Here is a 25,594-nt window from a genome sequence, read left to right as displayed (position 1 = left end):
TTTTATACAGCTGATGGGGCAGGACATTATTCTTTTACAGCGAAGTAGAAAAAAGCACTTTATTCCTAGCAGGAGTTGATAATATGAATCAAATGCGTTTTCTCACAGCAGGTGAATGTTCGCTGGTTGTGGAATTTGGTCAAGAAATTGACGAAATGACAAATCGTCAAGTGCACAAATTAGCCGCATTGCTTCAGGCAAAAGCGCTAACAGGTGTTAAAGAGTTAATCCCTACCTATCGATCTTTATTAATTGATTTTGATCCTAGTCTTGTTTCCAGAGACAGCCTGCAAAAATCAGTTCTAGCTTTGCAGGAGGAGCTGGCTGGTGAGGCTCAGGCAGGGAAAGTACGTTTGCTGCACTTTCCTGTATGCTATGGTGGTGAGTACGGTCCTGACCTTGCTTTTGTAGCCGAGCATCATCAGATGAAGGAGGATGAAGTAATCGCCATTCATACTTCAGTTCCGTATCTTGTCTATATGCTTGGTTTTACACCGGGATTTCCTTATCTTGGCGGTATGTCCGAGAAAATCGCAACACCGCGTCTGGCTAAACCACGTACGGCAATACCGGCAGGATCCGTGGGGATTGCGGGCAGTCAGACTGGTTTTTATCCGATTGAAAGCCCTGGCGGCTGGCAACTTATTGGACGTACGCCTTTGCCCGTTTTTGCGCCGGAATCGTCGCAGCCATTTGTGGTAGCGGCAGGCGATTATCTGCTTTTTGAATCAGTTTCGCAGCAAGAGTATCAGGCGATTGTTGATCAAGTCACAAAAAAATCTTATCAGCTTAAAATTGATGAACTTACAGCGGCAGAAATCGCGGATTTGAGAAAGTCAGGTGAGAAAAAATGATTACAGTACGTAAGCCGGGACTTTTGTCTACGATTCAAGATAAAGGCCGTTTTGGCTATCAAGCTTTCGGTATGCCTGTAGCAGGAGCAATGGATGACTATGCCGCCGCAGCAGCAAATGCTCTGTTAGATAATGACGCCAATGCGGCAGTGCTTGAAATGACATTTTTCGGTGGTGAATTTGAATTCAAAGAGGAGCTTTGTATTGCCATCGCCGGTGCCGATATGCAAGCCTCTTTAAATGGCAGTCCGGTAGCAAACTGGTCTAGTTTTCTTGTACCAGCGAACTCGATCCTTTCTTTTGGCGCTGTAACAAAAGGTTGCCGTGCGTATTTAGCGGTGCCCGGTGGCTTTGATGTACCTCTGGTTATGGGAAGCCGCTCGACTTATACAAGAGCTAAAATTGGTGGTGTAAGCGGACGTGCTTTAGCTGCTGCTGATCAACTTTCGGCTTGCAGTAAAGATAAAAAAGCAAAAGTACGCCAAGTTCCTGAAACCTGGTTACCGGTTTATAAAGAGGTTACGGAAATTCGTGTTTTATTGGGACCTCAGGATGACTTATTTACCCCAGAAGGTACTAAGACTTTTTTAAGCGAGGTCTATACACTTTCCAATGAAGCAGACCGTATGGGATTCCGTTTTGAAGGCGCTAAAATCGAACATTGTTCTGGTGCCGATATTGTATCAGATGCTTTAGCTTTCGGCTCTATTCAAATTCCAGGTCATGGCAGTCCAATCATTATGATGGCTGATCGTCAGACAACAGGCGGTTATACTAAGATGGCTACGGTTATTCGGGCCGATCGGACGAAATTAGCGCAGTTAAAACCAGGCGATAAAGTGAAATTTGCCGTTTGTAGTGAACAAACCGCCTTAAAAGCTTATTCAGAGCAAGACGAACGAGTAAAACGGATTTACGAACTTCCTTTAGCTAGTTCCGAGAAAGTAGCTACAACACAAAGTTTAGAAGAGCCTAGCGGCAAACCGAGACAATTTGTAATAACAGTAAATGATCATCGATATGATGTGCAAATTGTTGAAACAAGTGAAAAATAAATTATCACTTTTGTTTTTCAGACATATAATATAGCATCAAAACCTTATAATTCTAAAGGGGAGTAGCTAGCGGGAATTACCCGTGAGTAGAGTCGACATACTGGCGCAAGCCCGGTTCTACTTGGCAGAACATTTGCTATAGCGAGACCTTTATTTCCCAATCTACAGTTAGGGAAGTAAAGGTCTCTTTATTTTATGCAAAGAAATATCGCAAGGGTTGCAGCAAATTTTATACTGCTCATATACCTTGCGATACCCTAATTGATATTATTTAACGTTAACGACTTGATAAAGTAAGATAAAGGAGAATCATATTTAATAATACAATGACTGTTACCACAATCCAACCAAGCACATTTGTAAAGAATGTATTTTTGAAGGTTCCCATAATGTTTGCTTGATTCGTGAGAATCATAAGCGGAATAATCGCGGCAGGCAGAGCAAAGCTTAATATGACTTGACTATAGACTAGCGCCTCCATAGGATTGATACCAGACATCAAGATTCCCAGTGCTGGCAACATTGTAATAAGGCGACGAAGACTTGCCTTTAGATCAAAGCCAAGAAAGCCCTTTAAGATCACTTCACCGGCCATTGTGCCAACCGTCGAAGAGGAGAGGCCCGAGGCTAATAGGGCAATGCCAAAGGCTCCAGCAGCCATATTTCCCATTAATGGCTGCAAGGTAAGATAGGCTTCTTCTATTCCGCCGATTTCTAAGCCGTTGCCTTTAAACACGGAGGAAGCAACAATAACCATGGCAGCATTTACGATAAAAGCCATATTCATGGCAATGAAAACTTCTATTTTAGCCATTTTGAAGTGATGCAGACAATCTTGCAGACAATTTCTACGTCTCGTTTGTACCAACTGCGAGTGCAGGTAAATAACATGAGGCATTACGGTGGCTCCCAGCATGCCTACAGCTACTAGGATACTATCAGAACTTAAGAAGGGAACTGCTGTATGATAGAAAACCTCGTTCCAAGCAGGTTTGGCAATAAACATTTCCCAAATATAAGCTAGACTAATGACAGCAACCATTGTCGTGATGATTCGTTCGATGATTTTTTGCCCATATTTTTGTAAGTGACAAATTGAATAAGTAATTACGCCTGTTAGGGTTGCGGCCCAAACTAAAGGGATGCCAAATAGCAAATTAAAGCCGAGAACACCTCCTAGAAACTCAGCGAGATCCGTGGCCATTGCTGCGACTGTTGCTACTGACCAAAAGATCCAGTTCATTTTACGGGAAAAAAATCTACCGCAATGTTCTGGTAAATTCATTCCTGTGGCAATACCGAGTTTAGCAGATAAAATTTGCACAAAAATCGCCATAAAATTGCTCCATAATATGACCCATAATAAGTTATAGCCAAATTGCGATCCGCCACTAATATTCGTGCCGAAATTTCCAGGATCCATGTAAGCCACACTCACAATGAAAGCTGGCCCTAAATATTTAAATAGCCCTTGCGCTTTTTGTCGGATTACTTCATCTGAGAGAACGGGCAGTTTGGTCATTGGACTCGATACGAAATTTTCATCTTTCAATTTCTCCCACTCCTATTTTTTCTTCAGCAATCACCCCACGAAAAGGTAGTACAGAATTTTATTTACACTTGACAATTATAGAATATGGCGTTGCCAACAAATTTGTGAGGTTACATAATGCAATAAAAATCCATACAATTAGTATGGCGCAACTACCCCAAACGCCCCTGTATTATAGGATATAATGAAAAAGCTACTTTTCATCGATATGCTTGTTGGCACTTCGCTGAAAGGCAGCTTTTTGTCTTTATAATATATTATTGACTCATTTTTAGCGTTTAGTTGAACGCTTTTTCTTTTTAGGACTTCTTTTTGGTGTAGTCCGTTTTGGTAAACTACTTTTTTGCAACTGCTCTTCTTTCTTCTGTCGATAGCGTCGCCCATAATTGAACAACGAAATAGATGCTGCAATGGTTAAAGCGACATCAGTGACTGTTTTTAAAGTAGAATCTTCCGTAGTTTGTCTGGTAAATAACCATAAAATTGTAAGGGACCAAAAAATAATGTCTGAAAGTCGTTTCATGATTTGTCGAAATTACCCTCCTTTTTCATTCATCTTATTTTACCATGTTATTTTCTGAATTTGAAAATATTTCTTTTTATATAGAATGAAACTAGACTAGGCATGATAATAATGAGCAGATTAGTTTCAAAATGATAATTTATGTTTATAGTCTGAAAGTATGATATAATTAAGGAAAGTTTTTACAGCACAGTTTCAAGTGAAATATTTGCCTTGCTTGCTAGTTTTAAATTAATATAAATGAATGTACAAATTCGCGAGAGGTGATTATCATGAAAACAATGGACTTAAACTGTGACATGGGAGAAAGTTTTGGCACTTATAAGCTGGGCTATGATGAACAAGCTATGCCTCATGTAACATCAATCAATGTTGCCTGTGGCTTTCACGCTTCCGACCCTGTTAATATGGTGAAAACTGTAAAGTTGGCTAAACAATATGGCGTAGCGATTGGTGCGCATCCGTCATATCCGGACCTAGTTGGTTTTGGGCGGCGTGTACTCATGGCTTCCCCAGCGGAAATTAAAGCGGATGTCATGTATCAGGTAGGTGCTCTTGCTGGTATTTGTAAAAGTGAGGGGCTTACGTTGCAGCATGTTAAAGCCCATGGCGCCCTTTATAATCAAGCAGCAAAAGATTTAGCAGTAGGCAAGGCGATTGCTGAAGCCTTGGCGGCCATTGATAAAAATTTAATCATGGTTTGTCTGGCTAACTCGCTAATGGTCACAGCAGCAAAAGAAGTAGGAATTCCTTACGTTGAAGAAGCCTTTGCGGATCGCGCCTATACAGCAGAAGGACAGCTTGTACCGCGCAAACAAGAAGGATCGGTAGTTCATGATGTTCATGAAGTTGCTAAACGAGTATTGCAAATGGTAAAGGATGGAACGGTCCAAACGATTGATGGTAAAACCATTCCGATTAATGCTCAAACAGTTTGTGTACACGGCGACACTCCTTCCGCAGTAGAAATGATCCAAAAGATCACAGAAATCTTTGCTGCTGAACAAGTTACTCTGCAAGCTTTTGGTAAGTAGGCAGATTTCTTTGCCAAGTCGTCTCTTCTAGTGTAAAATAGAGATAATTCTAATGAATAAAGATAAAATAAGATAGAGGCTATTTAGTCTCTATCTTATTTTGTCATTCGCCAAGAGAGGTGTTTGGTGTGAAAGAAGTACTGGGTGATTTAACAGGCATCCGTCAAAATAGGCAGGAAGAATTAAAAGCTCTTTATGAATTTTCGGTTCCTTATGGACAGATGATTACAAGTGAACTCAGCGCTTCTATGGCTGCGCTGACAGAAGTGCTAAATCGTGAAATTGCAGTATATCTAAATCGGCGCGGACAAATTGCCGCTGTAGCTGTCGGTGATCAAAAGACCGTTTCTCTGCCGGAATTTTCCGGGCGGCGAGCAAGACATCGTTTGAGTGGAATTCGTTGTATCCATACTCATCCCGGCGGCGATAGTCGTTTAAGTTCGGTCGATGCCGCGTCCCTGCGGGACATGCATTTTGATGTTATGGCCGCAATCGGCGTAAAAAATGGCGAAGCTGCTGAAATCAGTTTTGGCATGATTACAGGTCTTATTGATGATTTAGAACAGGTCGAGATTATTGGTCCGATGACGATTTCTGAAAACTGCCAAATTGATCTGGTATATTTACTCAGTTTATTGGAACGACGTTTGGCGGCAAGCGATAAGACTCATGCTTTAATTGAAGAAGAACGAGCTATTTTAGTCGGCCTTGATCAGCCGAAAGGTTGGAATGTAGAAGATTCTTTAAAAGAGCTTGCTGAACTGACGGCTACGGCAGGAGCTGTTGTCGTAGGAGGCTTTTCGCAAAAACGCGATCGACCGGATGCTGCGTTATTTATCGGCAAGGGCAAGGTTCAGGAAATCAGTCTTGCTAAACAAGAACTGAATGCTAATTTGATTATTTTTGATGACGAATTAACTCCGGCCCAACAAAGAAATTTAGAACAAATGCTTGGTGTAAAAATTATTGATAGAACAGGTCTTATTCTTGATATTTTTGCGCAACGCGCTAGAACGTATGAAGGAAAGCTGCAAGTAGAATTGGCCCAACTTCGCTACAGACTTCCCCGTCTAGGCGGCCAGGGGCTTGTTTTATCTCGTCTGGGCGGTGGGATTGGCACAAGGGGGCCTGGCGAAACAAAACTGGAAGTAGACAGGCGTCGAATTCGTTCGCGAATTACTGACGTAGAACGGGAATTGGAGAAAGTAAAAAAACAGCGTTCTTTGCACCGCGAACGCCGCGATAAGAATAAATTATCAACAGTAGCACTGATCGGCTATACGAATGCTGGTAAATCGACCTTACTCAATAAGCTGACAGAAGCTGGTGTCTTAGCAGAAGATAAACTTTTTGCCACATTAGACCCAACGACGCGAAAAATATCACTTCCTAGCGGCCGCGAAATCTTACTTACTGATACAGTCGGATTTATTCAAAAACTGCCCCATCAACTGGTAGCTGCTTTTCGTGCGACTTTAGAAGAAGTCATTCAGGCTGATCTATTGCTTCATGTCATTGATGCGAGCCATCCCCAGTATGAACAGCAAAGCGAAGCTGTGTGGCAAGTTCTTCGAGAACTCCAGTGCGATACAAAACCAGCCCTAACTTTATTTAATAAAATTGACAAAATTACTGAACCGCACTTGATCGAACGAATGACAAGACTGCCTGATAGTATTGCCTTATCTGTTTTAAACCCAGATCCTATTGTTGGCCTTACGCCGCTTTTAAATTTAATCGAAGAACATCTACCAACGCATTTTTTGCGTTGCACTTTATGTTTGCCTTATAGTGCCGGCGGTGAAGCTGCTAAACTGCATGATGTGGCCCAAGTAGAATCTATGACCTATGAAGAAACAGGAATTGTCGTTACCGTGGCAATTCCGTCAGAATATATGGAACGGTACAGTCAATATATTGTGGAGATGAATAAATGACAACTTGGATGGAACAAAATTTTTCGTCAAAACTTCTTGCTGCCAAAGAAGAAGCTTTGGCTAGCGTACAACCTTTATTTAAAGAAATCGACGAAGTCGCAGCAATCAATACGGGCCGTATATTAGCAAGCTTTCGACAACATCAGGTTTCTGATTATTCTTTTAAGCAAACGACAGGATATGCCTATGATGATAATGGACGTGATAAGCTGGATGCAATTTGGGCCGATCTTTGCGGTGCCGAAGCGGCTCTTTTTCGTGGACAGTTTGTTTCCGGAACGCATGCTTTATCTTGTGTTCTATTTGGAATTTTGCGTCCAGGCGACGAACTTGTCGCTATTACGGGCTCACCCTATGATACAATGCAAACTTTAATTGGTTGGGAAAGAGAAACGCCAGGTTCTTTAAAGGAATGGGGGATTACTTATAAAGAACTACCTATGATTGACAGCGGTATCGATCTAAGTGCTATTCCCTCTATTATTACAAATAAGACAAAAATGGTTCTTTTACAACGGTCACGCGGCTATAGCTTGAGAAAAACGTTAACAGTGGCAGAAATTGAGGCTGCTTGTGCTGCTGTTCATGCTGTAAATCCTAACTGTATTTGCTTTGTTGATAATTGCTATGGTGAATTTGTAGAAACGTTAGAGCCTACTTCTGTAGGTGCTGATATCATGGCGGGTTCTCTCATTAAGAATGCTGGCGGCGGAATTGCGCCTACTGGTGGTTATATTGCCGGTAAACAAGAATATGTGGATCTGGCTGCTTATCGTCTTACTTCACCGGGGTTGGGCGCAGAATTAGGAGCATCGTTAGCAGGGAATCGGCTCTTTTACCAGGGGCTTTTCTTAGCGCCTCATGTAACGGCACAGGCCATTAAAGGCGCCATTTTTTCGGCAGCTTTCTTTTCCACGCTGGGATATGATGTATTCCCTAAGTATGAAGAAAAGCGCAGCGATATTATTCAAGCAATTACTCTGGGGAGTCCGGAAGCTATGATTGCTTTCTGTCGCGGCTTGCAGTCTTTTTCGCCAGTTGATGCCCATGTTCGGCCTGAACCAAGCGCTATGCCTGGGTATCCTGATGCAGTAATTATGGCTGGTGGTACCTTTGTTCAGGGATCTTCTATTGAATTAAGTGCCGATGGACCGATGCGAGCGCCTTACGCTGTCTACTTGCAAGGTGGTCTTACCTTTGAACATTGCATTATTGGTTCGTTAGGAGCGGCAGAAGAATTAGAAAAAATGACAAAATAAAAACTATTACTTAATTCACGACAGGAAAAGAGTAGGTTGTGTCGAATAAAATTAACTTGATGTTACAACAAGACGGTGATTGGTGGTACTATGGAATATTTATTAATATCCACAATTGCCCTTGCTAGCACGACTTATCTTATTTATATTGTAGCTAACAAGGTCTTTCATTTTTCTCTTCACATAAAACCACTGATTTTATGTGCCTGTTGTTCTTTATTTATCAGTGTAGTAATTCCAAGATTTATCGTTGGTTTTGCTGGTCTTACCGGAACCCTTAGCATTTTGGCAGTTTGTGCTGTGATTTTTTCGTATTTTATGGCCTATCATACAGAAGTGGAGCGGGAGGAAGCTTCGAAAGCTCAGCCTGCCACTTGTTCCCCTGGTCTCATTTCAGTAGCTGATGAAGAGCTTTCTTTAATAGAACCTTCGATTAGAATGCAAGGTCCGTCGATTGAAGAAGAAAAAATGGCACTACCTGTTGAAGAGGCAGCAGAAGACCTGCCATGTTCTTCAGAACCTATACAACAACCAGTAGAAGAAAAAGAATTGTCTAGCTTGGCTGAAATAGCACCAGAACCCGAAGAATTAATGCCACAGTTACCTTTTTCTTTTAATGAATTATTAGAAGAGTTTCCGCAAAAACAAGCTATTACTGATCTGACAAGTGACCTTCCCGATGTGTCTATTGCGAAAAAAATGCAAGATGTAGCGGATAGTTCTTTATTACCTGTTACATTAGAAACAGTACAAACAGATCTAACTACTTGCGCTGCTTTACTTGAGTTAGAGAGAGAAGCGAGGGCGAAAAACCAAATTTCGCAAGTAGTCGAAGATGCAGTTGTTGAAGAAGCAGTTATTGAAGAAACAGCTATTGAAGAAGCAGTAGCTGAAGAACCAGTTACTGAAGAAGCAGCAACTGAAGAAGCAGTTATTGAAGAATCAGTTATTGAAGAATCAGTTATTGAAGAAACAGTTATTGAAGAAATAGCTATTGAAGAACCAGTTACTGAAGAAGCATCAACTGAAGAAGCAGTTATTGAAGAATCAGTTATTGAAGAAACAGTTATTGAAGAAATAGCTATTGAAGAACCAGTTACTGAAGAAGCATCAACTGAAGAAGCAGTTGTCGAAGAAACAGCTATTGAAGAAGCAGTTATTGAAGAAGCAGCTATTGAAGAAATAGCTATTGAAGAACCAGTTACTGAAGAAGCATCAACTGAAGAAGCAGTTGTCGAAGAAACAGCTATTGAAGAAGCAGTAGTTGAAGAAGCAGTATCTGAAGAAGCGGTAGTTGCAGAAGCAGTAGTTGAAGAAGCAGTAGTTGAAGAAGCAGTAGTTGAAGAAGCAGTATCTGAAGAAGTAGTTACTGAAGAAGTAGTTACTGAAGAAGTAGTTACTGAAGAAGTAGTTACTGAAGAAGTAGTAACTGAGGAAGCAGTAACTGAGGAAGCAGTAGTTGAAGAATCAATATCTGAAGAAACAGCTATTGAAGAAGTAGCAACTGGAGAACCAGTTGTTGCGCCAGAACATTTAGATTCGCTCGTTTCATTAGATGATTTGCTTGATTATGCCTTTGAATTAAAAGAATCTGCTGAATTTGAAACTGCTTTGCAAGTTTTACATAAAGCTTTACAATTATACAAAGAAACAGATGATTCTCCGTTCATTATCCTTGAGATAGGTAATATTTTGAAATCTGTTGGGCGCTATACTGAAGCCGCCGCTACATTGAAACAGGGCTGTACTTTAGCTGTAGTTGCAGATGATATTATGATGCAGCAGCAATTTAAGCAAATGATTGCATTTATGAACATTATTCAAGAAAACTTGGTAGCAAGTCGGCTGGAAATCATGCCTTATGGTCAAATTCCTTCCGATGTTATGCATAAAATTGATGAAGCTTTTCGCCAATGGCACAGTTTAAACTAAAGCCACACCACAATTGGGAGGATCAGTAAAGAATGAAAAAGAGTGTAGAAATTATTGGATTGCCTGTCATTAGCATTGATGAAGGGCGCGAATTAGGCGTTGTAAAAGATTTAGTTATTAATCCTACAGCAAAAGAAGTAACAGCCCTATTAATTGAAGATGTAAAATGGTTTATGGGAGCAAAAACATTTCCCTTTTCTCAGATCAGCGGAATTGGCCAATATGCCGTTACTATTGAAAAAGGCGATTCGGTAAGTTCCATTTTAGATTCTCCGGAATTACTTGAATTATTAAATATTGATGTTAAAATTATTGGATCTAAAATTTTGACGAAAACAGGCCAAATTCAAGGTAAAGTCGTTGATATTATTGTCGATGAGGCTGGAAAAATCGTTACTTGCGATGTTGAGGATATGAATGGAAATATGACAACGATATCGTCAGCACAAGTAGTAACTTTTGGTAAGGAAGTTACTATTACGGACGGAACAGCTGCTGTGGCTGTAAGTACTCCAGTTGAAACAGTTCCCACTTCGATTGAGACAGAACCTACGACAATTATTCCCGAACCGGAACCAATTGTCGAACCGATTGTTGAACCTGCCATAGTCTCAGAGCCTGTCGTTAAAGCAACACCAGAGCCGGAGCCAGTAAAAGTAGAACCAGCAAAAGTAGAAGCTCCAGCAGCTAAAGAGCCTGCTAAAGATGCGCGTTCTGAAGAAGCTTCAAAGAAGTTTGACGAAAGACAAAGAAAATATTTGCTTGGGAAAAAAGCAAATCGTCGCATTGAAATGGATAATGGGGTAGTTATTGTAGAACAAGGCGGTGAAATTACCGAAGAAGTTATTCAAAAAGCTAAATTAGGTGGTAAATTCGTTGAACTTTCTATGAGCATCCAGTAAGGAAGTGCAGAAAACTGTGCAAAGATCTTTTTCAAGACAAAGAGTAGTTTATGGTGCTTTCTTTCTAAGTATTATTTCCTTATTTAGTCTTGTAAGCTTTGCTGCTGCAAATACTGCTTTTTGGGTGAGTGATGAGATTTTTCAAGGAGTTACAGTGGACCATCTTGAATTGGGCGGCTTGTCAAAACAAGCCGCCCGTCATAAATTAGAAGCTGTCTGGTCCGATTCCACACTACCTCAAGGCATTATTTTAGTTAGTGGTGATAAAAGTATTGTAGTTCCACTTGAAGAAATTGATTTTTCCATTTCTATTGATCAGATTATTGATGAAGCCTATGCAGTAGGCCGTAAAGGCTCTTTTCTCCAGCAACTGCAAGATCGTTATCTTGCTAATAATTATGGCAAAGAGGTTCTTTTGGCAGCAAAATTTAATCAAAATAAGTTGCAGCTAGCTGTACAAAAGGCAGCTGAAGCAATGAATCAAGAACCGAAAAATGCTACTGTTATTATGCAGAACTCTGAAGTTCGTATTGTACCCGAAAAAACGGGTCAAAAGATTGATGTTGATAAAACAGTTAATATGGTGGAAGAGGAACTGCAAAAGCATAGATACGTTACAACAGCGCTAGTCTGCGATACCTTAACTCCAGCTATTTTAGCAACTGATTTACAGTCGATAGATGGGATTTTAGCTTCTTATCAAACCGAATTTAATAGCTCCGACTGGGGTCGTAGTCAAAATGTATTACTAGCGGCAGCTAAAATTAACGGTATTCTGGTAAAACCAGACAGTATTTTTAGCTTTAATGATGCAGTAGGATCACGGTTAGCTGAACTTGGTTTTCAGGAAGCTCCCGTTTTTGTTGAGGGGAAACTTGTTCCTGATATTGGTGGCGGCGTATGCCAAGTAAGTAGCACGCTTTATAATGCAATTCTCCTAGCTGATATGACAGTAGTGGAAAGATCAACTCATTTTAGTCCGCCAAGCTATGTTCCTTTAGGGCTTGATGCCACAGTAGCTGATAATTTATTAGATTTTCGTTTTAAAAACACCTCGACGACGCCAATATATATTACCAGTGAAGTGAATGGGAATTTTCTTACAATCACTGTTTTCGGTAAAAAAAATGTGATGGCGCCGACCATTGAAATTGTATCAGCTAATAAAAAAATTCTTGAACCAAATGTCATTGTGAAACAAGATGCTTCATTGCCTTCTGGTGTTGAGAAGGTTCTTGAAGCAGGGCAGCGCGGCTATCGAATATCTACTTATCGCATCAAAAAAATAAATGAACAGGAAATCAGCCGAGAACTTTTGGCAACGGATGAATTTTTACCTACAGATCGAGTGATTCTCGTGGGAACGCAATCAGCAGGAAAAACAAAATAGATGACAATCGTGAAGACAAGTTGGTTATAAAATAAAAATCAGCCGAATACTTAATAGTATCCAGGCTGATTTTTTTAAGTTTTTTTTTAGATTTGCCGATACACGCCAATCACCTTGCCCAGAATTTGTACGGAGTCAGCATAGATTGGTTCCATTGCATCATTTTCTGGTTGCAAGCGAATTCGGTTTTTTTCTTTAAAAAAACGTTTTACTGTTGCCGCTTCGCCATCAAGCAAGGCGACAACGATATCATGATTGTCAGCAAAGGACTGTTCGCGAACAATAATGTAATCACCATCTAAAATACCGGCATTAATCATGCTTTCGCCTTGTACGGTAAGCATAAAAACATTTTCGTTGTTTCTTAATAATGCATTGGGAATCGGATAAGTCTCTTCAATGTTTTCATCGGCAAAAATAGGTTCACCAGCAGTAACACGGCCAACCAGTGGAACTGGGATTACTTTTTTTTGTCGCCAACTGTTATCTTCCGTTAATTCTAAGGCGCGTGGTTTTGTAGGATCGCGACGAATAAAACCAAGTTCTTGCAATTTAATCAAATGACTGTGAACGGTCGAACTAGAACTCAAGCCAACAGCTTCGCCAATTTCCCTGACTGAAGGAGGATAACCCTTTTCTCTTACACTTTTCCGTATATAAGAAAGGATTAACTTTTGACGATTCGTCAATAACCCTTCTTTAATTGTTTGACCATGCACAGATTATCACCCCAACTATATTTCTTGCTCTATTATAGCACGAAATTGCTTCTTTTCAAACGTTCGTTCGTATTGGCAGGATTTTATCTGTATTTTGTGGAAAATTATTATATATTGGATTAAAAGGAGACCTGTTATGGAAAAAAGTGATTTTCTTCGATTGCTGGGAACGGGACCAGTCATTCCAGCTGCTCGAACCTTCGATGATTTTAAGTATGCTTTAGAACAAACGCAGGCAGAAAGTATTTTTGTCTTATTTGGTGATATTTTAGTATTGCCTCAGTTGTTGCAGCTTTCGCTTCAACATAAAAAACGACTTGTGGCACATTTAGACTTGCTGCAGGGAATTGGCAAAGATGAGGCTGGAATACGATTTCTCGCTCGCATGGGAATTAAGGCAATTATTACAACGAAAAGTCATCTGGGTAAAGTGGCTAGAGAAGAAGGTATGATAGTTATTCAACGTCTTTTTGTGATGGATTCAGAAGCATTAAAACAGGGATTACACCTTTTAACGAAAGCAAGACCTGATGCAGTTGAAGTTTTACCAGCTTCGGTTCCCGATTTTGTAGTGAAAGAGTTAATCAAAAAAACGGGGTTACCGATTCTCGCTGGTGGGCTTGTAACGTTGCCGGAAGATATTACAGCAGCAACAAATAAAGGAATTTGTGCTGTAAGTACGAGTTGTCGTGCTTTATGGCAATAATTTTTTAATAATATTCAAAATAATATTTTAAATAAGCAGGATTCCTGTGAAAAAAGTATAATTTCTAATATTATACAAATTTATATGGGGGGACGAGAGTGATAGAGAAGTCCAATAAGCATTCTTTCATATCGGGGAGGGGTGTTTATTGGGCTTTTGTTATTCTCTCTAATCTAACAAAATTACAAGAATAGGAAGTGAATTTACCATGACAAAAAAATATGTTTTGGCACTGGATCAAGGAACAACAAGTTCAAGAGCTATTCTATTCGACCAAGAATCAAACATTGTTACGGTAGCGCAGAAAGAATTCACTCAGATTTTCCCTAAACCAGGCTGGGTAGAACATGATGCAGAAGAAATCTGGAGTACACAACTGGGCGTTGCCTCGGAAGTTATTGCTAAAGTCGGAATTAGTCCTAATGAAATTGCTGCGATCGGGATCACTAACCAACGTGAAACAACGGTTGTTTGGGATAAGAATACGGGAAAACCAGTTTATAATGCAATTGTTTGGCAAAGCCGACAAACTGCTGAAATATGCGACGATATAAAAAAACGTGGCTTAGAACCTATGATTAGGGAAAAGACCGGTCTCGTCGTCGATGCATATTTTTCTGGTACAAAGGTAAAATGGATACTGGATCACGTGGAAGGTGCCAGAGAAAAAGCAGAAAAAGGTGATCTGTTATTTGGCACGATTGATACGTGGCTGGTGTGGAAACTTACAGCCGGTAAAACTCATGTAACTGATTATTCGAATGCTTCCCGTACATTAATGTACAATATCCGTTCGTTAAAGTGGGATAAAGAGCTTTTAGATATATTAACAGTGCCAGAATCTATGCTGCCTCAGGTTTGCCCATCAAGTCAAGTATATGGTCATACCGATGCCAAGTTCTTCTATGGCGTTGAGGTGCCCATTGCAGGTATTGCAGGCGACCAACAAGCAGCACTTTTTGGTCAAACTTGTTTCCAACCTGGTATGGCGAAAAACACCTATGGAACTGGTTGCTTTATGCTTATGAATACGGGCTCTAATCTTTATGATTCTAAAAATGGGTTATTGACAACAATTGCCTGGGGCCTTGATGGAAAAGTAGAATATGCTCTTGAAGGTAGTATTTTTGTTGCCGGTGCTGCCATTCAATGGTTGCGCGACGGTTTGAAAATGATTGAAACAGCGGCTGATTCGGAATATTTTGCGCAAAAAGTACCTGATGCTGGCGGTGTGTATGTAGTTCCTGCCTTTACTGGTCTTGGCGCTCCGTATTGGGATATGAAGGCCAGAGGTGCTATTTTAGGTCTTACTAGAGGAACCAACAAATCCCATCTCATTCGGGCGACACTGGATTCTTTGTGCTACCAGACGAAAGATGTTCTTAGTGCCATGGAAGCAGACTCAGGAATCACTCTGCAGGCCTTAAAAGTAGATGGCGGCGCAGTAAGCAATAACCTTTTGATGCAGTTCCAAAGCGATCTGCTCGGAGTTCCTGTGGATCGGCCACAAGTTACCGAAACAACAGCTTTAGGAGCAGCTTATTTAGCCGGATTGGCTGTGGGAGTGTGGAAAAATAAAGAAGATCTAGTGAAAAACTGGCAGCTTAATCAACGGTTTGAATGCCAAATGGATGATGCTGAAAGAGCAAAATTGTATACGAAATGGCGCAAAGCCGTAACTCGCGCGATGGATTGGGAAGATTAATTTCTTCCCATCCCCTGATTACTGAAAACAATGGGATGTGAATAGGATGCCAAATAAAGTTATAGCAAAAACTGATGTCGTTATAATTGGCGGAGGGATCGTTGGCACAGCTATTGCCAGAGAACTTGCCAAATATAAAATTGATGTAGTATTAGTAGAAAAGGAAACCGATATCGGCGTCGGGACGACAAAAGCGAACAGTGCCATCTTGCATGCTGGTTTTGATGCTACGCCTGGAACGTTAAAAGCTAAATTTAATGTACGAGGCAATGAGTTGTATCATCAGTTGGAAGATGAATTGGATCTTGATATTCGATGGACTGGTTCTCTTGTTGTAGCAGCTTTGCCTGATGATATGAAAACCCTGGAATCACTTTATGAACGCGGCAAAGAAAATGGTGTTCCTGGTTTGGAAATTTTATCAAGAGAAGAATTGCTAGAACGCGAACCTCATTTAAATCCTACGGTTTGCGGTGCTTTATGGGCACCGTCCGCTGGCGTGTTTCTTCCTTTTGGCGCTGCGCTTGCCTTTGCGGAAAATGCAGTCCGTAATGGTGTAAAAGTATTTACAGAGTCGCCAGTTATGGGTATAAATATGACAAATGGTAAAGTAGTCAGTGTGAGCATCCCGCAGGGAATCATTCAAACCGACTATATTATTAATACAGCAGGAATTCATGCCGATGATGTAGCAAAGATGGCTGATGATCTTAGCTTTAAGATTACACCGCGTAAAGGGGAGTATATCCTGTTTGATCGCAGCGTCAGTCATTTAGTGAACTCCGTGATTTTCCCTGTACCTCGCAATGACTCGAAAGGTATTCTCATTGCACCGACGATTCATGGCAATATTTTTATTGGTCCTAATGCACAAAATATTGCTGATAAGGAAGATGTGGCTACCACCAGTGAAGGGATGAATGAAATCATTACTGGTGCAAAGCGCTTGTTGGAAGGTCTTCCTTTAAATGCGGCTATTACTGAATTTTCCGGCTTAAGAGCCGTCGCCGATGTGGGTGATTTTGTAATTCGACCTTCTTCAACAGCACAGGGATTAATTCATGCTGGTGGAATTCAATCGCCAGGTCTTACATCAGCTCCAGCCATTGCGGAGGAAGTTGCTAGAATTCTTTCTGAACAAGGCGTAACGCTTGTAAAAAAAGAAGATTTCAATGCGCGTAATCCCCGTAAAGTAATTTTCCGTGAGCTTTCTTTGCCAGAAAAGGAAGCAGCGATTGCTGAAAATCCGCTTTATGGACGAGTTATTTGTCGCTGCGAAACAATTACCGAGGGTGAGATTGTTGATGCGATTCATTCTCCCTGCGGTGCTAAAACAGTTGATGCTGTAAAACGCCGGACACGGGCTGGCATGGGGCGTTGTCAGGGCGGTTTCTGCGGCCCGAGAGTTACAGCGATCTTAGCAAGGGAATTAAATATTCCGATTACAGCGGTTCGCAAGGAAACGGTAAATTCCTATCTGTTTTTTGATAAAATTCCCGGAACTTGCGAGGTGGCTGATCATGAATAACAAAGAGTATGATATTTTAATTATTGGCGGCGGCCCAGCTGGTCTTGCTGCTGCTCATAGTGCTGCTGCCCAGGGAATCAAGAATATCCTTATTGTGGAACGTGATAGAGAACTTGGTGGTATTTTGCAGCAATGTATCCACAATGGATTTGGCTTGCAACGTTTCAAAGAGGAATTGACCGGACCTGGTTATGCACGACGATTCATTCAAATGGTAAAGGAAGATGCTAGCGTCATCGATATTATGCTTGATACGATGATTTTAGAGGTTAGCGATCATAAGACGGCCATCGCTATCAGTCCTACACTTGGATTATTTCAAATTACGGCTAAAGCTGTTATTTTTACAATGGGGTGCCGCGAAAGAACGCGTGGTGCAATTCGTATTCCTGGGGAACGACCTGCTGGCGTATTTACCGCCGGTGCAGCTCAACGTATGACGAATATGGAAGGCTATATTCCTGGCAAAAAGATTGTTATATTAGGCTCAGGCGATATCGGTCTTATTATGGCTAGACGTCTAACACTAGAAGGTGCTAAAGTGGAAGGCGTTCTAGAAATTATGCCCTATTCTAACGGCTTAACTCGTAATGTAGTTCAGTGTCTAGAGGATTTTGATATTCCTCTGCATTTAGCCCATACAGTCGTAGCGATTCATGGCCATGATCGTGTAACTGGCGTTACTTGCGCGGGTGTTGATGCGAAAATGCAGCCGATTCCCGGCACTGAGTTTGATATTGAATGTGACTGTCTACTGTTATCGGTCGGTTTAATTCCGGAAAATGAGCTATCTCGTGATCTTGTTGCTATTGACCGCATTACTTCGGGACCGATCGTGGATCAACATCGCCAAACAAGTCGGCCAGGCTATTTTGCGGCAGGCAATGTGGTACACGTTCATGATCTTGTTGACTTCGTTTCTGAAGAAGGCGAAATTGCCGGAAGGTATGCGGCGCTTTATGTAAAAGACAATTTGGAAAAGCCTGACCATATGATTCAGGTAAAAGCAGTCGGCGAAGTAAGAACTGTTGTGCCGCAGCAAATCGCCGTGCACAAAGAAACAGGTGAGTCTGAACCTTTACGACTCTTTATGCGTGTGCGCGAGCCGAAACGACAATTGGTTCTGGAAGTGAAAATACAGGAAGAAGTCATTGCTTCCAAAAAGCTAGCGATTGCCAAACCTGGCGAAATGATTATCATGCAGGTACCTAGTAATAAGGTTCCTGCTGACGCTCAAGAATTAATTGTTGAAATTAAGGAGGCGGCAAGCAAATGAGTCAAAGAGAACAAGCGATCAGTTGTATTGTTTGCCCCATGAGCTGTCAGGGAAAAGTCATTTTTGATAATGAAAATATCATTGATGTTGTAGGATTTACCTGCCAACGGGGCGTAAACTATGCGAAACAAGAGGTTACTGATCCAAAGAGAACTTTAACCACTACAGTGAAAGTAACAGGCGGCGAATTGCATCTTTTGCCAGTTATTTCAAAACCAGCTTTACCGAAAGATAAGGTTATTGCTGCGGCACGCTGCTTATCAACTGTTGCTGTAACAGCACCAATCGTAGAAGGCGACATTGTTTATTCAAACATTCTTAACTTGGGTGTTGATATTGTGGCAACTCGCGATGTAGCTGCCCAGTAAGATTTGTAAAATTTTCTTTACTTATAACATAAGATCTTATATTATATTTTATATAAGGTCTTATGCGGAAAATGATTTTAGAAACTTAATTTGAATATGATGTAAGTAGTTGATCAGGAGGAGTCTGCACCAAGGACTCCTCCTGATTTTTTATGGGAATTTTTAGTTTTATAAATATCTTTAGGAGGATTTATATGGTATGGAAAAAACAGTTTTAGAAATAGCAAATCAAGCATTAGTAAATATAGCACTTCTTTTATTGCTTGGTATTGTAGCAGCTAAAGTAGCTGAAAAATTAAAATTACCCGATATTATCTTATATTTATTGATGGGTATGTTCACAGGACCGATGGGCTTAAATTTACTAATGATTCCGTCCGATTCCGCATTAAATCATGCTTTTTTAACATTGGGTGCTGCCGTGTTATTGTTCCATGGTGGCGTTGGCGTCCAATTTACTATCTTAAAGCAAGTATGGCGATCATTAGTTTTGGCTGCAACTTTATCTGTACTCATAATGATTTTAATTGTAGGTTATGCGGCGCATTGGTTATTAGGCATCGATTTATCAGTTGCTTTTTTGCTTGCTGCTATTATAGCGCCTACTGATCCAGCTGCGCTTGTGCCAATTTTCACGTCAGTAAACATCAAAGAAAAGCTGTCACAAACAATCATTAGTGAATCTGCTTTTAATGACGCTACAGCTGCCATTATGACATTTACGATTTTAACTGTTGTAACTACCGGTGAATTTTCGCTAATTTCTACCTTAAGTCAATTTTTACGAATGGCTGGTGGCGGTATCTTGTGTGGTGCGTTTTGGGGGCTAACAAGTCTTTACCTTATAAGCGATCGATCAAATAATATGTTCGCAAATTTTAGCAAGCTTTTAGTACTGCCTGTAATCATTGGTACTTATTTTTCAGCGGAACATTTTGGTGCGAGTGGCTTTATGGCTGTGTTCGTCGCGGGACTTCTTTGGGGAAATAACGAAGAACTAGGGTGGGCAATTAAAGAAATTCACAGAAAAGAAGTTGCTTCATTTATCCATATTATTTCGACAATATTTACAATTGCTATATTTGTTTTGTTAGGGAGTCACATTGAATTTTCCTTACTAACTAAGCATTTATTTTCAGGATTAGCTATTGTGGGAATCTTTATGTTTGTTGCACGGCCAATAGCGGTACTGGCGTTTGCATTAGCAGATCAAAAAGCGAACTGGCAAAAGAATGAGATGATCTTTATGATGTGGACCCGCGAAACCGGTGTTATTCCAGCGGCGCTAATCGGGATGCTCACAAGTTATCATTTAGAATCGTTAGAAACGATTTCTTCAGTCGTAATATTGACCATTTTGATTACGTTAATCTTACAACCAGCTACTACGAAACTTTTAGCAAAGAGATTGAATTTGCTGATTCAACAAGAAGAAACAGGCAAGTAACCATAATTAATATTACGTAAACCAAAATACCATATTTTTCTTTTTATTTATTACTTCCGATAACTATAAATTATCGGAAGTAATATTTTGGCCAATTTTTGATAATTTTTATGAAACTGCAACAACCTGTCTAGCGACACTTAAATACATACTTTAATACTATCCTAATATATATTTTATAAATAAAATAATTTTGAATTTTATTATTATCATTTGAAATAAAATATTTATAAAATGTAAAAATTATTTGTTTTTATCTTTATAAATAATTGTCAATTAAAATCAAACCAATTTTACGCTAGTAAAAATATCCACAACAATATCTTTATTGCTCTTATGCACTCAACAAATTAGCTTCTACCGAAATCAGAGATATATTCTGATTCACATAGGTAAATGTTACATTGATTCCGAAAGGTTGACCAATTTTACCTAACAGAGAAATAAAATAACTCAGCATTTCATGGGTTAGTAATTCTGTTTTATCAATTAATACTACAGCACCATCTACATAGCCAAGCTCTATGACATTACGCATTTGAACTATAGACTTTTCTTCGTAACGTTGGGAGGTCATTAAATAATTTATAGCTCGGTTCTGTCCCGAATAAGATATTAATCTAGCAATAGTGCTTAAAATCATGAGAATTAGCTGCGAATTTCCTACACATTTTACCTTTCTTTGTTCAATCTTTTGACTGTATTTTAGATTATCATAGGATTTTAAAACACGCTGTTCAAAATCACTAGCAAGATCTGTTAGTAAGAATTCATTCCAGCCTATAGGCAAGATTTTAAAATAATCATCTGCTATCATTCTTGCGATGTGCAATTTCGCTAATATTTTTTTACTGTCAACAGCTTCTTTTTTATGTTCCTTTTCAAGATCTAATAACATAGAAACAAGAAATTTTTGAAAACTTTCCATGTCATCTTTTTGTGTAGAGGCCTTTGTCGCCATAGCATACAGTACATTTTTATAGGCTTTATTTCGTTGATATAAGCAAACAGCAAGATCTTTTCTATCTTTTTGCAAGTTATAATAGTCAAGCGCTTGACGAATCACCACTAGTAAGTCTTCTTCCATGTTCCAAGGCTTCGTAATAAAACGAAAGATATCCCCGTGGTTTATTGCGGTCAGTACTTGATCTAAGGATAAAAGTGCATATCCAGAAAGAACTATACGAATCGTATCGGGATACTCTTCTTTTACTTGTTTTAGCAATGTGAGTCCGTCCATACCCGGCATGCGTAAATCAGTGACTATAACATTTACTTTGTGCCTTTGCATGAATCCAAGCGCCTCTGCTGCACTTGTCGCAAATAAAGAAGCGTATTCTTCATCTATAACCGCTCGTTTAATAGAATTCAACACAGGTACTTCATCATCTATAAATAAAACTGTGTCTTTAGCCATATTTAACACCCATTCTTTCTATACGCTTTCCTACAAACATTCTTTTAAGGGCAATTTAATGATAAAGGTTGTTCCGACGCCTTCCTGACTTTCCACCTCTAAAACTCCTTCATGTTTATTCACAATAATATCATAGGAAATACTAAGACCTAAACCCGTTCCCTTGCCAACTGGTTTCGTTGTGAAAAAAGCATTGAAAATCTTCTCTTTTATATCATTACTCATACCGACTCCATTATCTTGAATCAAACAATAAGCGAAACTTTCGTCATGATGCGTTGAAATTTTGATTTTCCCCATCGCATCAAGCTGCTTTGCTGCGATGGCATGAGCGGCATTTACAATGAGATTCAGTAAAACTTGATTGATCTGTCCAGAGGATGCAGAAAATGCAGGAACTTCTTTTAAATCAGCCTCTACTTCAGCCACATATTTCACTTCATTTTTCGCGATAATCAATGTATTTTTGATGCCTTCATTTAGATCATAAGCATCAAATTCATTCTGCCTGTCACTGCGAACAAATAACTTCAAAGCTTTAGCAATATCCTGAATTCTTTGCAGTCCCTCTTCACACTCATTAAATAGAGTTGGAATATCTTCTAATATAAATTCTAACTTTTTTCGCTTTTCCAGCTGATTGATTTGATCAATAAACTCAGATACACCTAAGCAACTTTGAATTCCCTCAATGGATTTCAATTCTTTATACTTACATGTAACTTCTGCAATTCGAGAAAAATATTTCTGCAATGTATTAAAATTGCTAGAAACAAAGCCGACCGGATTATTAATTTCGTGTCCAACGCCAGCAGCCAATTGACCAATACTCGCTAGCTTCTCTTGCTGAACCATTTGCAATTGAGTACTTTCTAACGCTTTATAGGCTGCTGTTAATTGCTCATTATGTCTATATAAAGAGTCTTCCATAACTTTCTTCTCTGTTATATCAAGCTCCATACTTAAATAATAACTAATTTCCCCATCAGCATTTTTTACAGGTGATATGGACACTAAAACCCAATATAAATTACCGTTTTTTCTTTTATTGCAAATCTCCCCTTGCCACTGATGTCCGTTAGTTACAGTTTCTTTAATTTCTTTATAAAGGCTTTCAGGATGCGCTTCCGATCTAAAAAAGCTGACATTTTGCCCTACAATTTCTTCTTTAGAGTAACCAGATATTCTACTATATTCTGCATTTACATAAATAATCGTTTCTTCTTTGTTGATAATAATAATCGACCCAGGGTTTGCTTCCACGGCCTGTGATAATTTAAGAATTTCTTCTTGGGCTAACTTCTGTTCCGTAATATCACGAATCATAATAAGCGCCTGTTCTCCTGAAATGACCACCGCACGTGCTTCGCGATATTTGATTCCGTCTTCATATTCAATTTGATATTCAAATGGTCTAACTTTCTTCTGTTGAAAGGAAAGTTTAACATTTTCTTTAAAAACATGAGCTACTTGCGCAGGTAAAACATCTTGAATTTGTTTTCCAAGAATTGTTTTGTCGCCAATATGACTAAACTCTGAAGCCTGTTTAAATTCAATTATAGTGAGCTCTGGCGTTACTACTAACATAATGTCTGGTATCGTTTGAACAAGCACTTTATTTTTCTCTTCACTAATTCTTAGAGCCTTTTCTGCTTCTTTTTGCTCGGTTACATCAATTACAGCGCCAACTAATCCCTGTACTACACCAAACATATCTCGATATAACATTTTATGAAAAACAACATGCCGAACGTTACCATCGACACTGAAGGAATTCTCATAGACTTGCACTTCTTCTTTTTCAAATAACTCTTGGTCTTTAAAGTGATATAGATCGGCATACTCCTTGGGAAGTAAGTCATACGCTGATTTTCCAATAACAGCTTCTTTACTTAGACCAATAAATTTCTCATATGCTTTATTACAGCCTGTATAAGTTCCACAATAATCTTTTACAAAAATGGGTACAGGAACTAAATCAAACATGATCCAAAAATCTAAATCTTTACAAGCGATCAATTCGTTGATTTTTATGGACCTCAGATCTAATTCCAATGTGCTCACTCCTCATTTTCTGAATTTAACATATAAATTCTATTTCTGGTTACCTAAGTCCTACGGATTTATCTTAAAAAAGTTTCATATTTATAAAAAACATGGAACTTTTTTTAATATAATGTCGAATTATCCAAGTATATCCTTAATAGTTATATCCTAAATTTTTGTATGGCTTGTTGTAGTTCTTCTGCCATTTTAGACAAATGCTGACTGGCGGAAGCAATCTCTTCTACCGACGCAGACTGCTCCTCCGTAGCTGCCGAAATCGTTTGTGTTTCTTCTGAAGCTTTTTTGCTCTCATTATCAATTTGCTGTACGGCATGAACTACATTTTGCGTGCCGCTCGTGATTTCTTGGATTGCTGCAGAGATTTCATGAATTTGTCGCGTCATATCTCGCACCATATTCAATATCTCCCCAAAACTCTGGCCTGCCGTAAACACAATCTGCGCACCAGTATCTACTTCTTTTTTTCCATCATTCATAAAGGATACAGCTCTGTCCGTTTTTGTCTGAACATCACTAATGAGATCCGTAATCTGCTTTGCTGCCTCTTGGGATTGTTCGGCTAGTTTTCTCACTTCTTCTGCTACCACAGCAAATCCTTTGCCCGCTTCGCCTGCTCGCGCTGCCTCAATCGCCGCATTTAATGCCAATAAATTGGTCTGTCCTGCAATATTTGAAATGGCTTCTACTATTTGCCCGATCTGGTTTGATTTTTCCTCCAACTCGCTAATCACAACAGTCGTGGCATTCGTTCTTTCTTCAATAATTTTCATTTGACTTACAGCCTGCTGAATTGCTTTTTCCCCTTGATTCGCTGTTGCCGCAGTTTTTTCTGCTGAGGCCGATACAATTTCTGTATTTCCCGCTACTTGCTGTATCGCTTCTGAAATTTGAGTCACTACAATATTAGTGTTATTCGCTAATTCTACTTGTTTTTGTGTTCCATGTGCAACTTCCGTTACCGAACCAGCTACTTGATTTGACGCTTGCGCCGACTGTTCCGCACTTGCCGTTAATTCTTCTGAAGAGGCAGCTAACTGCTCTGATGTATGAGCTAATTGCGTAATTAATTTTCTAAGATTTTTATTCATTGTATCAACAGCATTTGAAACCATCCCGAATTCACTTTGATCTCTTAAATTTGCTGCTGGAACCTCTCTAGTAAAATCACCTTTTGCTACTACATTTAAGAAAACAACAATATCATTTAATCTCTTAGAAATTCTCTTCGTTATTAAGAAGCCAAGTAGAATTCCTAGAATTACAGAGGCTATGATCACTATCAAAAATATCATATTGGCAAAAGCAAAGTCTTTTTGATTTTGTTTGTTCATTTCTTCCGATGACTTTTTAGTTTCTTGCGCTAGTGCAATTAGTTTCTTTGTAAACTCTTCTGACAAGGGCTTCGCTTGCTGACTATATAAATTATAGGCTTCACTATTTTTATTCTGCACAGCTAGTTCAATCGCCTTAACTCTAACGGCGCGAAACTTTTGTAGAACACTTCTTATTTCCGCTATTTCTGCTCTAGTCTTATCATCTGCAGATATTTGTTCAAACCGCATTAAGTTATCGTCAAATTGTTTTGCTCTCACTGTAATTTCATCAGATAGCTTCTTATTTTCATTTTCATTAGTTGTAAGCATTAAGGCAAACGTATTTGTTTCAATTCGTCTAGCGCTAATGCGATTTTCATTGATTAATTCTATCGCGGTCATTTTTTCATTATACATTTTATTCAATGCATCATTTGTCTTGCTAAGAAAATAATAGCCTGTCCCCCCAACACAAATCAGGGCAACAAGCAGCACTGAAATTAATAAAGCCAACTTACGCGCAACTCTTAAATTATTTAACCAATTCAAAAAGTTCTCCTCCGTTTTCTAGTAGATATTATGTATACTCAAACCATTTTTCGATATTATT

Annotated in this window: 20 protein-coding genes; 14 read left to right on the top strand and 6 right to left on the bottom strand. The window is 39.4% G+C overall.

All coding sequences use genetic code 11. From position 1 onward, the window contains the following. Positions 1-83: 83 nt before the first annotated feature. Both pxpB and AC0MXB_RS05435 read left to right on the top strand, forming a co-directional pair. Positions 84-854 carry a 5-oxoprolinase subunit PxpB gene (pxpB, locus tag AC0MXB_RS05440; protein WP_474038593.1) on the top strand — a complete coding sequence of 257 codons (771 nt, stop codon included), beginning with the start codon at positions 84-86 and terminating at the stop codon, positions 852-854. Beyond that, positions 851-1,909 (top strand): 5-oxoprolinase subunit C family protein, encoded by a 1,059-nt coding sequence (locus AC0MXB_RS05435; RefSeq protein ID WP_474038592.1) that lies wholly within the window; start codon positions 851-853, stop codon positions 1,907-1,909. Before pxpB ends, AC0MXB_RS05435 begins: the two co-directional genes overlap by 4 nt. Positions 1,910-2,186: 277 nt before the next feature. Here the strand turns inward: AC0MXB_RS05435 and AC0MXB_RS05430 are convergent, their stop codons facing one another. Both AC0MXB_RS05430 and AC0MXB_RS05425 read right to left on the bottom strand, forming a co-directional pair. After that, on the bottom strand, positions 2,187-3,461 hold the full coding sequence (locus tag AC0MXB_RS05430) for an Nramp family divalent metal transporter (RefSeq protein ID WP_474038591.1): 1,275 nt from the start codon (positions 3,459-3,461) through the stop codon (positions 2,187-2,189). 271 nt (positions 3,462-3,732) lie between these two features. Next, positions 3,733-3,984: a hypothetical protein gene (locus AC0MXB_RS05425; RefSeq protein WP_474038590.1), complete on the bottom strand. Its 252-nt coding sequence runs from the start codon at positions 3,982-3,984 to the stop codon at positions 3,733-3,735. 272 nt (positions 3,985-4,256) lie between these two features. Between AC0MXB_RS05425 and AC0MXB_RS05420 the strand changes: the two genes are divergently transcribed. From AC0MXB_RS05420 to AC0MXB_RS05395, 6 genes are all read left to right on the top strand, one after another. Beyond that, entirely contained in the window at positions 4,257-5,018 is a 762-nt protein-coding gene (locus AC0MXB_RS05420; RefSeq protein WP_474038589.1) for a LamB/YcsF family protein, read from the top strand. A 128-nt stretch (positions 5,019-5,146) separates the two neighbouring features. Then, positions 5,147-6,955 (top strand): GTPase HflX, encoded by a 1,809-nt coding sequence (hflX, locus tag AC0MXB_RS05415; protein ID WP_474038588.1) that lies wholly within the window; start codon positions 5,147-5,149, stop codon positions 6,953-6,955. Then, complete coding sequence (locus tag AC0MXB_RS05410) at positions 6,952-8,214, top strand: methionine gamma-lyase family protein (RefSeq protein WP_474038587.1); 1,263 nt, start codon at positions 6,952-6,954, stop codon at positions 8,212-8,214. Before hflX ends, AC0MXB_RS05410 begins: the two co-directional genes overlap by 4 nt. 90 nt (positions 8,215-8,304) lie before the next feature. Next, positions 8,305-10,146: a hypothetical protein gene (locus AC0MXB_RS05405; RefSeq protein ID WP_474038586.1), complete on the top strand. Its 1,842-nt coding sequence runs from the start codon at positions 8,305-8,307 to the stop codon at positions 10,144-10,146. A gap of 32 nt (positions 10,147-10,178) precedes the next feature. Continuing rightward, positions 10,179-11,048 (top strand): PRC-barrel domain-containing protein, encoded by an 870-nt coding sequence (locus AC0MXB_RS05400; protein WP_474038585.1) that lies wholly within the window; start codon positions 10,179-10,181, stop codon positions 11,046-11,048. 154 nt (positions 11,049-11,202) lie between these two features. After that, positions 11,203-12,438 (top strand): VanW family protein, encoded by a 1,236-nt coding sequence (locus tag AC0MXB_RS05395; protein ID WP_474038584.1) that lies wholly within the window; start codon positions 11,203-11,205, stop codon positions 12,436-12,438. Positions 12,439-12,524: 86 nt separating this feature from the next. Here AC0MXB_RS05395 and lexA read toward each other — a convergent pair whose 3' ends face one another. Then, positions 12,525-13,157, bottom strand: coding sequence for a transcriptional repressor LexA (gene lexA / locus AC0MXB_RS05390; RefSeq protein WP_474038583.1), 633 nt, complete (start codon positions 13,155-13,157; stop codon positions 12,525-12,527). Positions 13,158-13,293: 136 nt separating this feature from the next. On the opposite strand from lexA, the gene AC0MXB_RS05385 reads away from it, so the two are divergent. From AC0MXB_RS05385 to AC0MXB_RS05360, 6 genes are all read left to right on the top strand, one after another. Next, complete coding sequence (locus AC0MXB_RS05385) at positions 13,294-13,863, top strand: glycerol-3-phosphate responsive antiterminator (protein WP_474038582.1); 570 nt, start codon at positions 13,294-13,296, stop codon at positions 13,861-13,863. 208 nt (positions 13,864-14,071) lie between these two features. After that, positions 14,072-15,568: a glycerol kinase GlpK gene (gene glpK / locus AC0MXB_RS05380; RefSeq protein WP_474038581.1), complete on the top strand. Its 1,497-nt coding sequence runs from the start codon at positions 14,072-14,074 to the stop codon at positions 15,566-15,568. A 46-nt stretch (positions 15,569-15,614) separates the two neighbouring features. Further along, positions 15,615-17,096, top strand: a complete 1,482-nt coding sequence (locus AC0MXB_RS05375; protein ID WP_474038580.1) for an FAD-dependent oxidoreductase — start codon at positions 15,615-15,617, stop codon at positions 17,094-17,096. Beyond that, on the top strand, positions 17,089-18,372 hold the full coding sequence (locus AC0MXB_RS05370) for an NAD(P)/FAD-dependent oxidoreductase (RefSeq protein ID WP_474038579.1): 1,284 nt from the start codon (positions 17,089-17,091) through the stop codon (positions 18,370-18,372). The genes AC0MXB_RS05375 and AC0MXB_RS05370 overlap by 8 nt, the downstream gene beginning before the upstream one ends. Next, positions 18,369-18,740 carry a DUF1667 domain-containing protein gene (locus AC0MXB_RS05365; RefSeq protein ID WP_474038578.1) on the top strand — a complete coding sequence of 124 codons (372 nt, stop codon included), beginning with the start codon at positions 18,369-18,371 and terminating at the stop codon, positions 18,738-18,740. The genes AC0MXB_RS05370 and AC0MXB_RS05365 overlap by 4 nt, the downstream gene beginning before the upstream one ends. A gap of 199 nt (positions 18,741-18,939) precedes the next feature. After that, the gene (locus tag AC0MXB_RS05360; protein WP_474038577.1) at positions 18,940-20,187 is read left to right on the top strand and encodes a cation:proton antiporter; all 1,248 of its coding nucleotides are present in this window, start codon (positions 18,940-18,942) and stop codon (positions 20,185-20,187) included. Positions 20,188-20,521: 334 nt separating this feature from the next. Here AC0MXB_RS05360 and AC0MXB_RS05355 read toward each other — a convergent pair whose 3' ends face one another. The 3 genes from AC0MXB_RS05355 to AC0MXB_RS05345 form a co-directional block, all read right to left on the bottom strand. After that, positions 20,522-21,604 (bottom strand): response regulator, encoded by a 1,083-nt coding sequence (locus AC0MXB_RS05355; protein ID WP_474038576.1) that lies wholly within the window; start codon positions 21,602-21,604, stop codon positions 20,522-20,524. 30 nt (positions 21,605-21,634) lie between these two features. After that, positions 21,635-23,659: a PAS domain-containing sensor histidine kinase gene (locus AC0MXB_RS05350; protein WP_474038575.1), complete on the bottom strand. Its 2,025-nt coding sequence runs from the start codon at positions 23,657-23,659 to the stop codon at positions 21,635-21,637. A 152-nt stretch (positions 23,660-23,811) separates the two neighbouring features. Continuing rightward, positions 23,812-25,533 carry a methyl-accepting chemotaxis protein gene (locus AC0MXB_RS05345; RefSeq protein ID WP_474038574.1) on the bottom strand — a complete coding sequence of 574 codons (1,722 nt, stop codon included), beginning with the start codon at positions 25,531-25,533 and terminating at the stop codon, positions 23,812-23,814. Between the last annotated feature and the right edge of the window lie 61 nt (positions 25,534-25,594).

The organism is Pelorhabdus sp. sgz311001 (genome assembly GCF_055901755.1).
Note: the sequence above shows the minus strand (reverse complement) of the source record. Positions and strands in the feature narration are given on the sequence as shown.

Excerpts from the sequence above, each read along its gene's own strand:
- glpK (WP_474038581.1), top strand. The coding sequence starts at position 14,072 with ATGACAAAAAAATATGTTTTGGCACTGGATCAAGGAACAACAAGTTCA.
- AC0MXB_RS05385 (WP_474038582.1), top strand. The coding sequence starts at position 13,294 with ATGGAAAAAAGTGATTTTCTTCGATTGCTGGGAACGGGACCAGTCATT.
- AC0MXB_RS05365 (WP_474038578.1), top strand. The coding sequence starts at position 18,369 with ATGAGTCAAAGAGAACAAGCGATCAGTTGTATTGTTTGCCCCATGAGC.
- AC0MXB_RS05420 (WP_474038589.1), top strand. The coding sequence starts at position 4,257 with ATGAAAACAATGGACTTAAACTGTGACATGGGAGAAAGTTTTGGCACT.
- AC0MXB_RS05410 (WP_474038587.1), top strand. The coding sequence starts at position 6,952 with ATGACAACTTGGATGGAACAAAATTTTTCGTCAAAACTTCTTGCTGCC.
- AC0MXB_RS05405 (WP_474038586.1), top strand. The coding sequence starts at position 8,305 with ATGGAATATTTATTAATATCCACAATTGCCCTTGCTAGCACGACTTAT.
- AC0MXB_RS05360 (WP_474038577.1), top strand. The coding sequence starts at position 18,940 with ATGGAAAAAACAGTTTTAGAAATAGCAAATCAAGCATTAGTAAATATA.
- AC0MXB_RS05435 (WP_474038592.1), top strand. The coding sequence starts at position 851 with ATGATTACAGTACGTAAGCCGGGACTTTTGTCTACGATTCAAGATAAA.
- AC0MXB_RS05370 (WP_474038579.1), top strand. The coding sequence starts at position 17,089 with ATGAATAACAAAGAGTATGATATTTTAATTATTGGCGGCGGCCCAGCT.
- AC0MXB_RS05355 (WP_474038576.1), bottom strand. The coding sequence starts at position 21,604 with ATGGCTAAAGACACAGTTTTATTTATAGATGATGAAGTACCTGTGTTG.
- AC0MXB_RS05425 (WP_474038590.1), bottom strand. The coding sequence starts at position 3,984 with ATGAAACGACTTTCAGACATTATTTTTTGGTCCCTTACAATTTTATGG.
- AC0MXB_RS05375 (WP_474038580.1), top strand. The coding sequence starts at position 15,615 with ATGCCAAATAAAGTTATAGCAAAAACTGATGTCGTTATAATTGGCGGA.
- AC0MXB_RS05400 (WP_474038585.1), top strand. The coding sequence starts at position 10,179 with ATGAAAAAGAGTGTAGAAATTATTGGATTGCCTGTCATTAGCATTGAT.
- pxpB (WP_474038593.1), top strand. The coding sequence starts at position 84 with ATGAATCAAATGCGTTTTCTCACAGCAGGTGAATGTTCGCTGGTTGTG.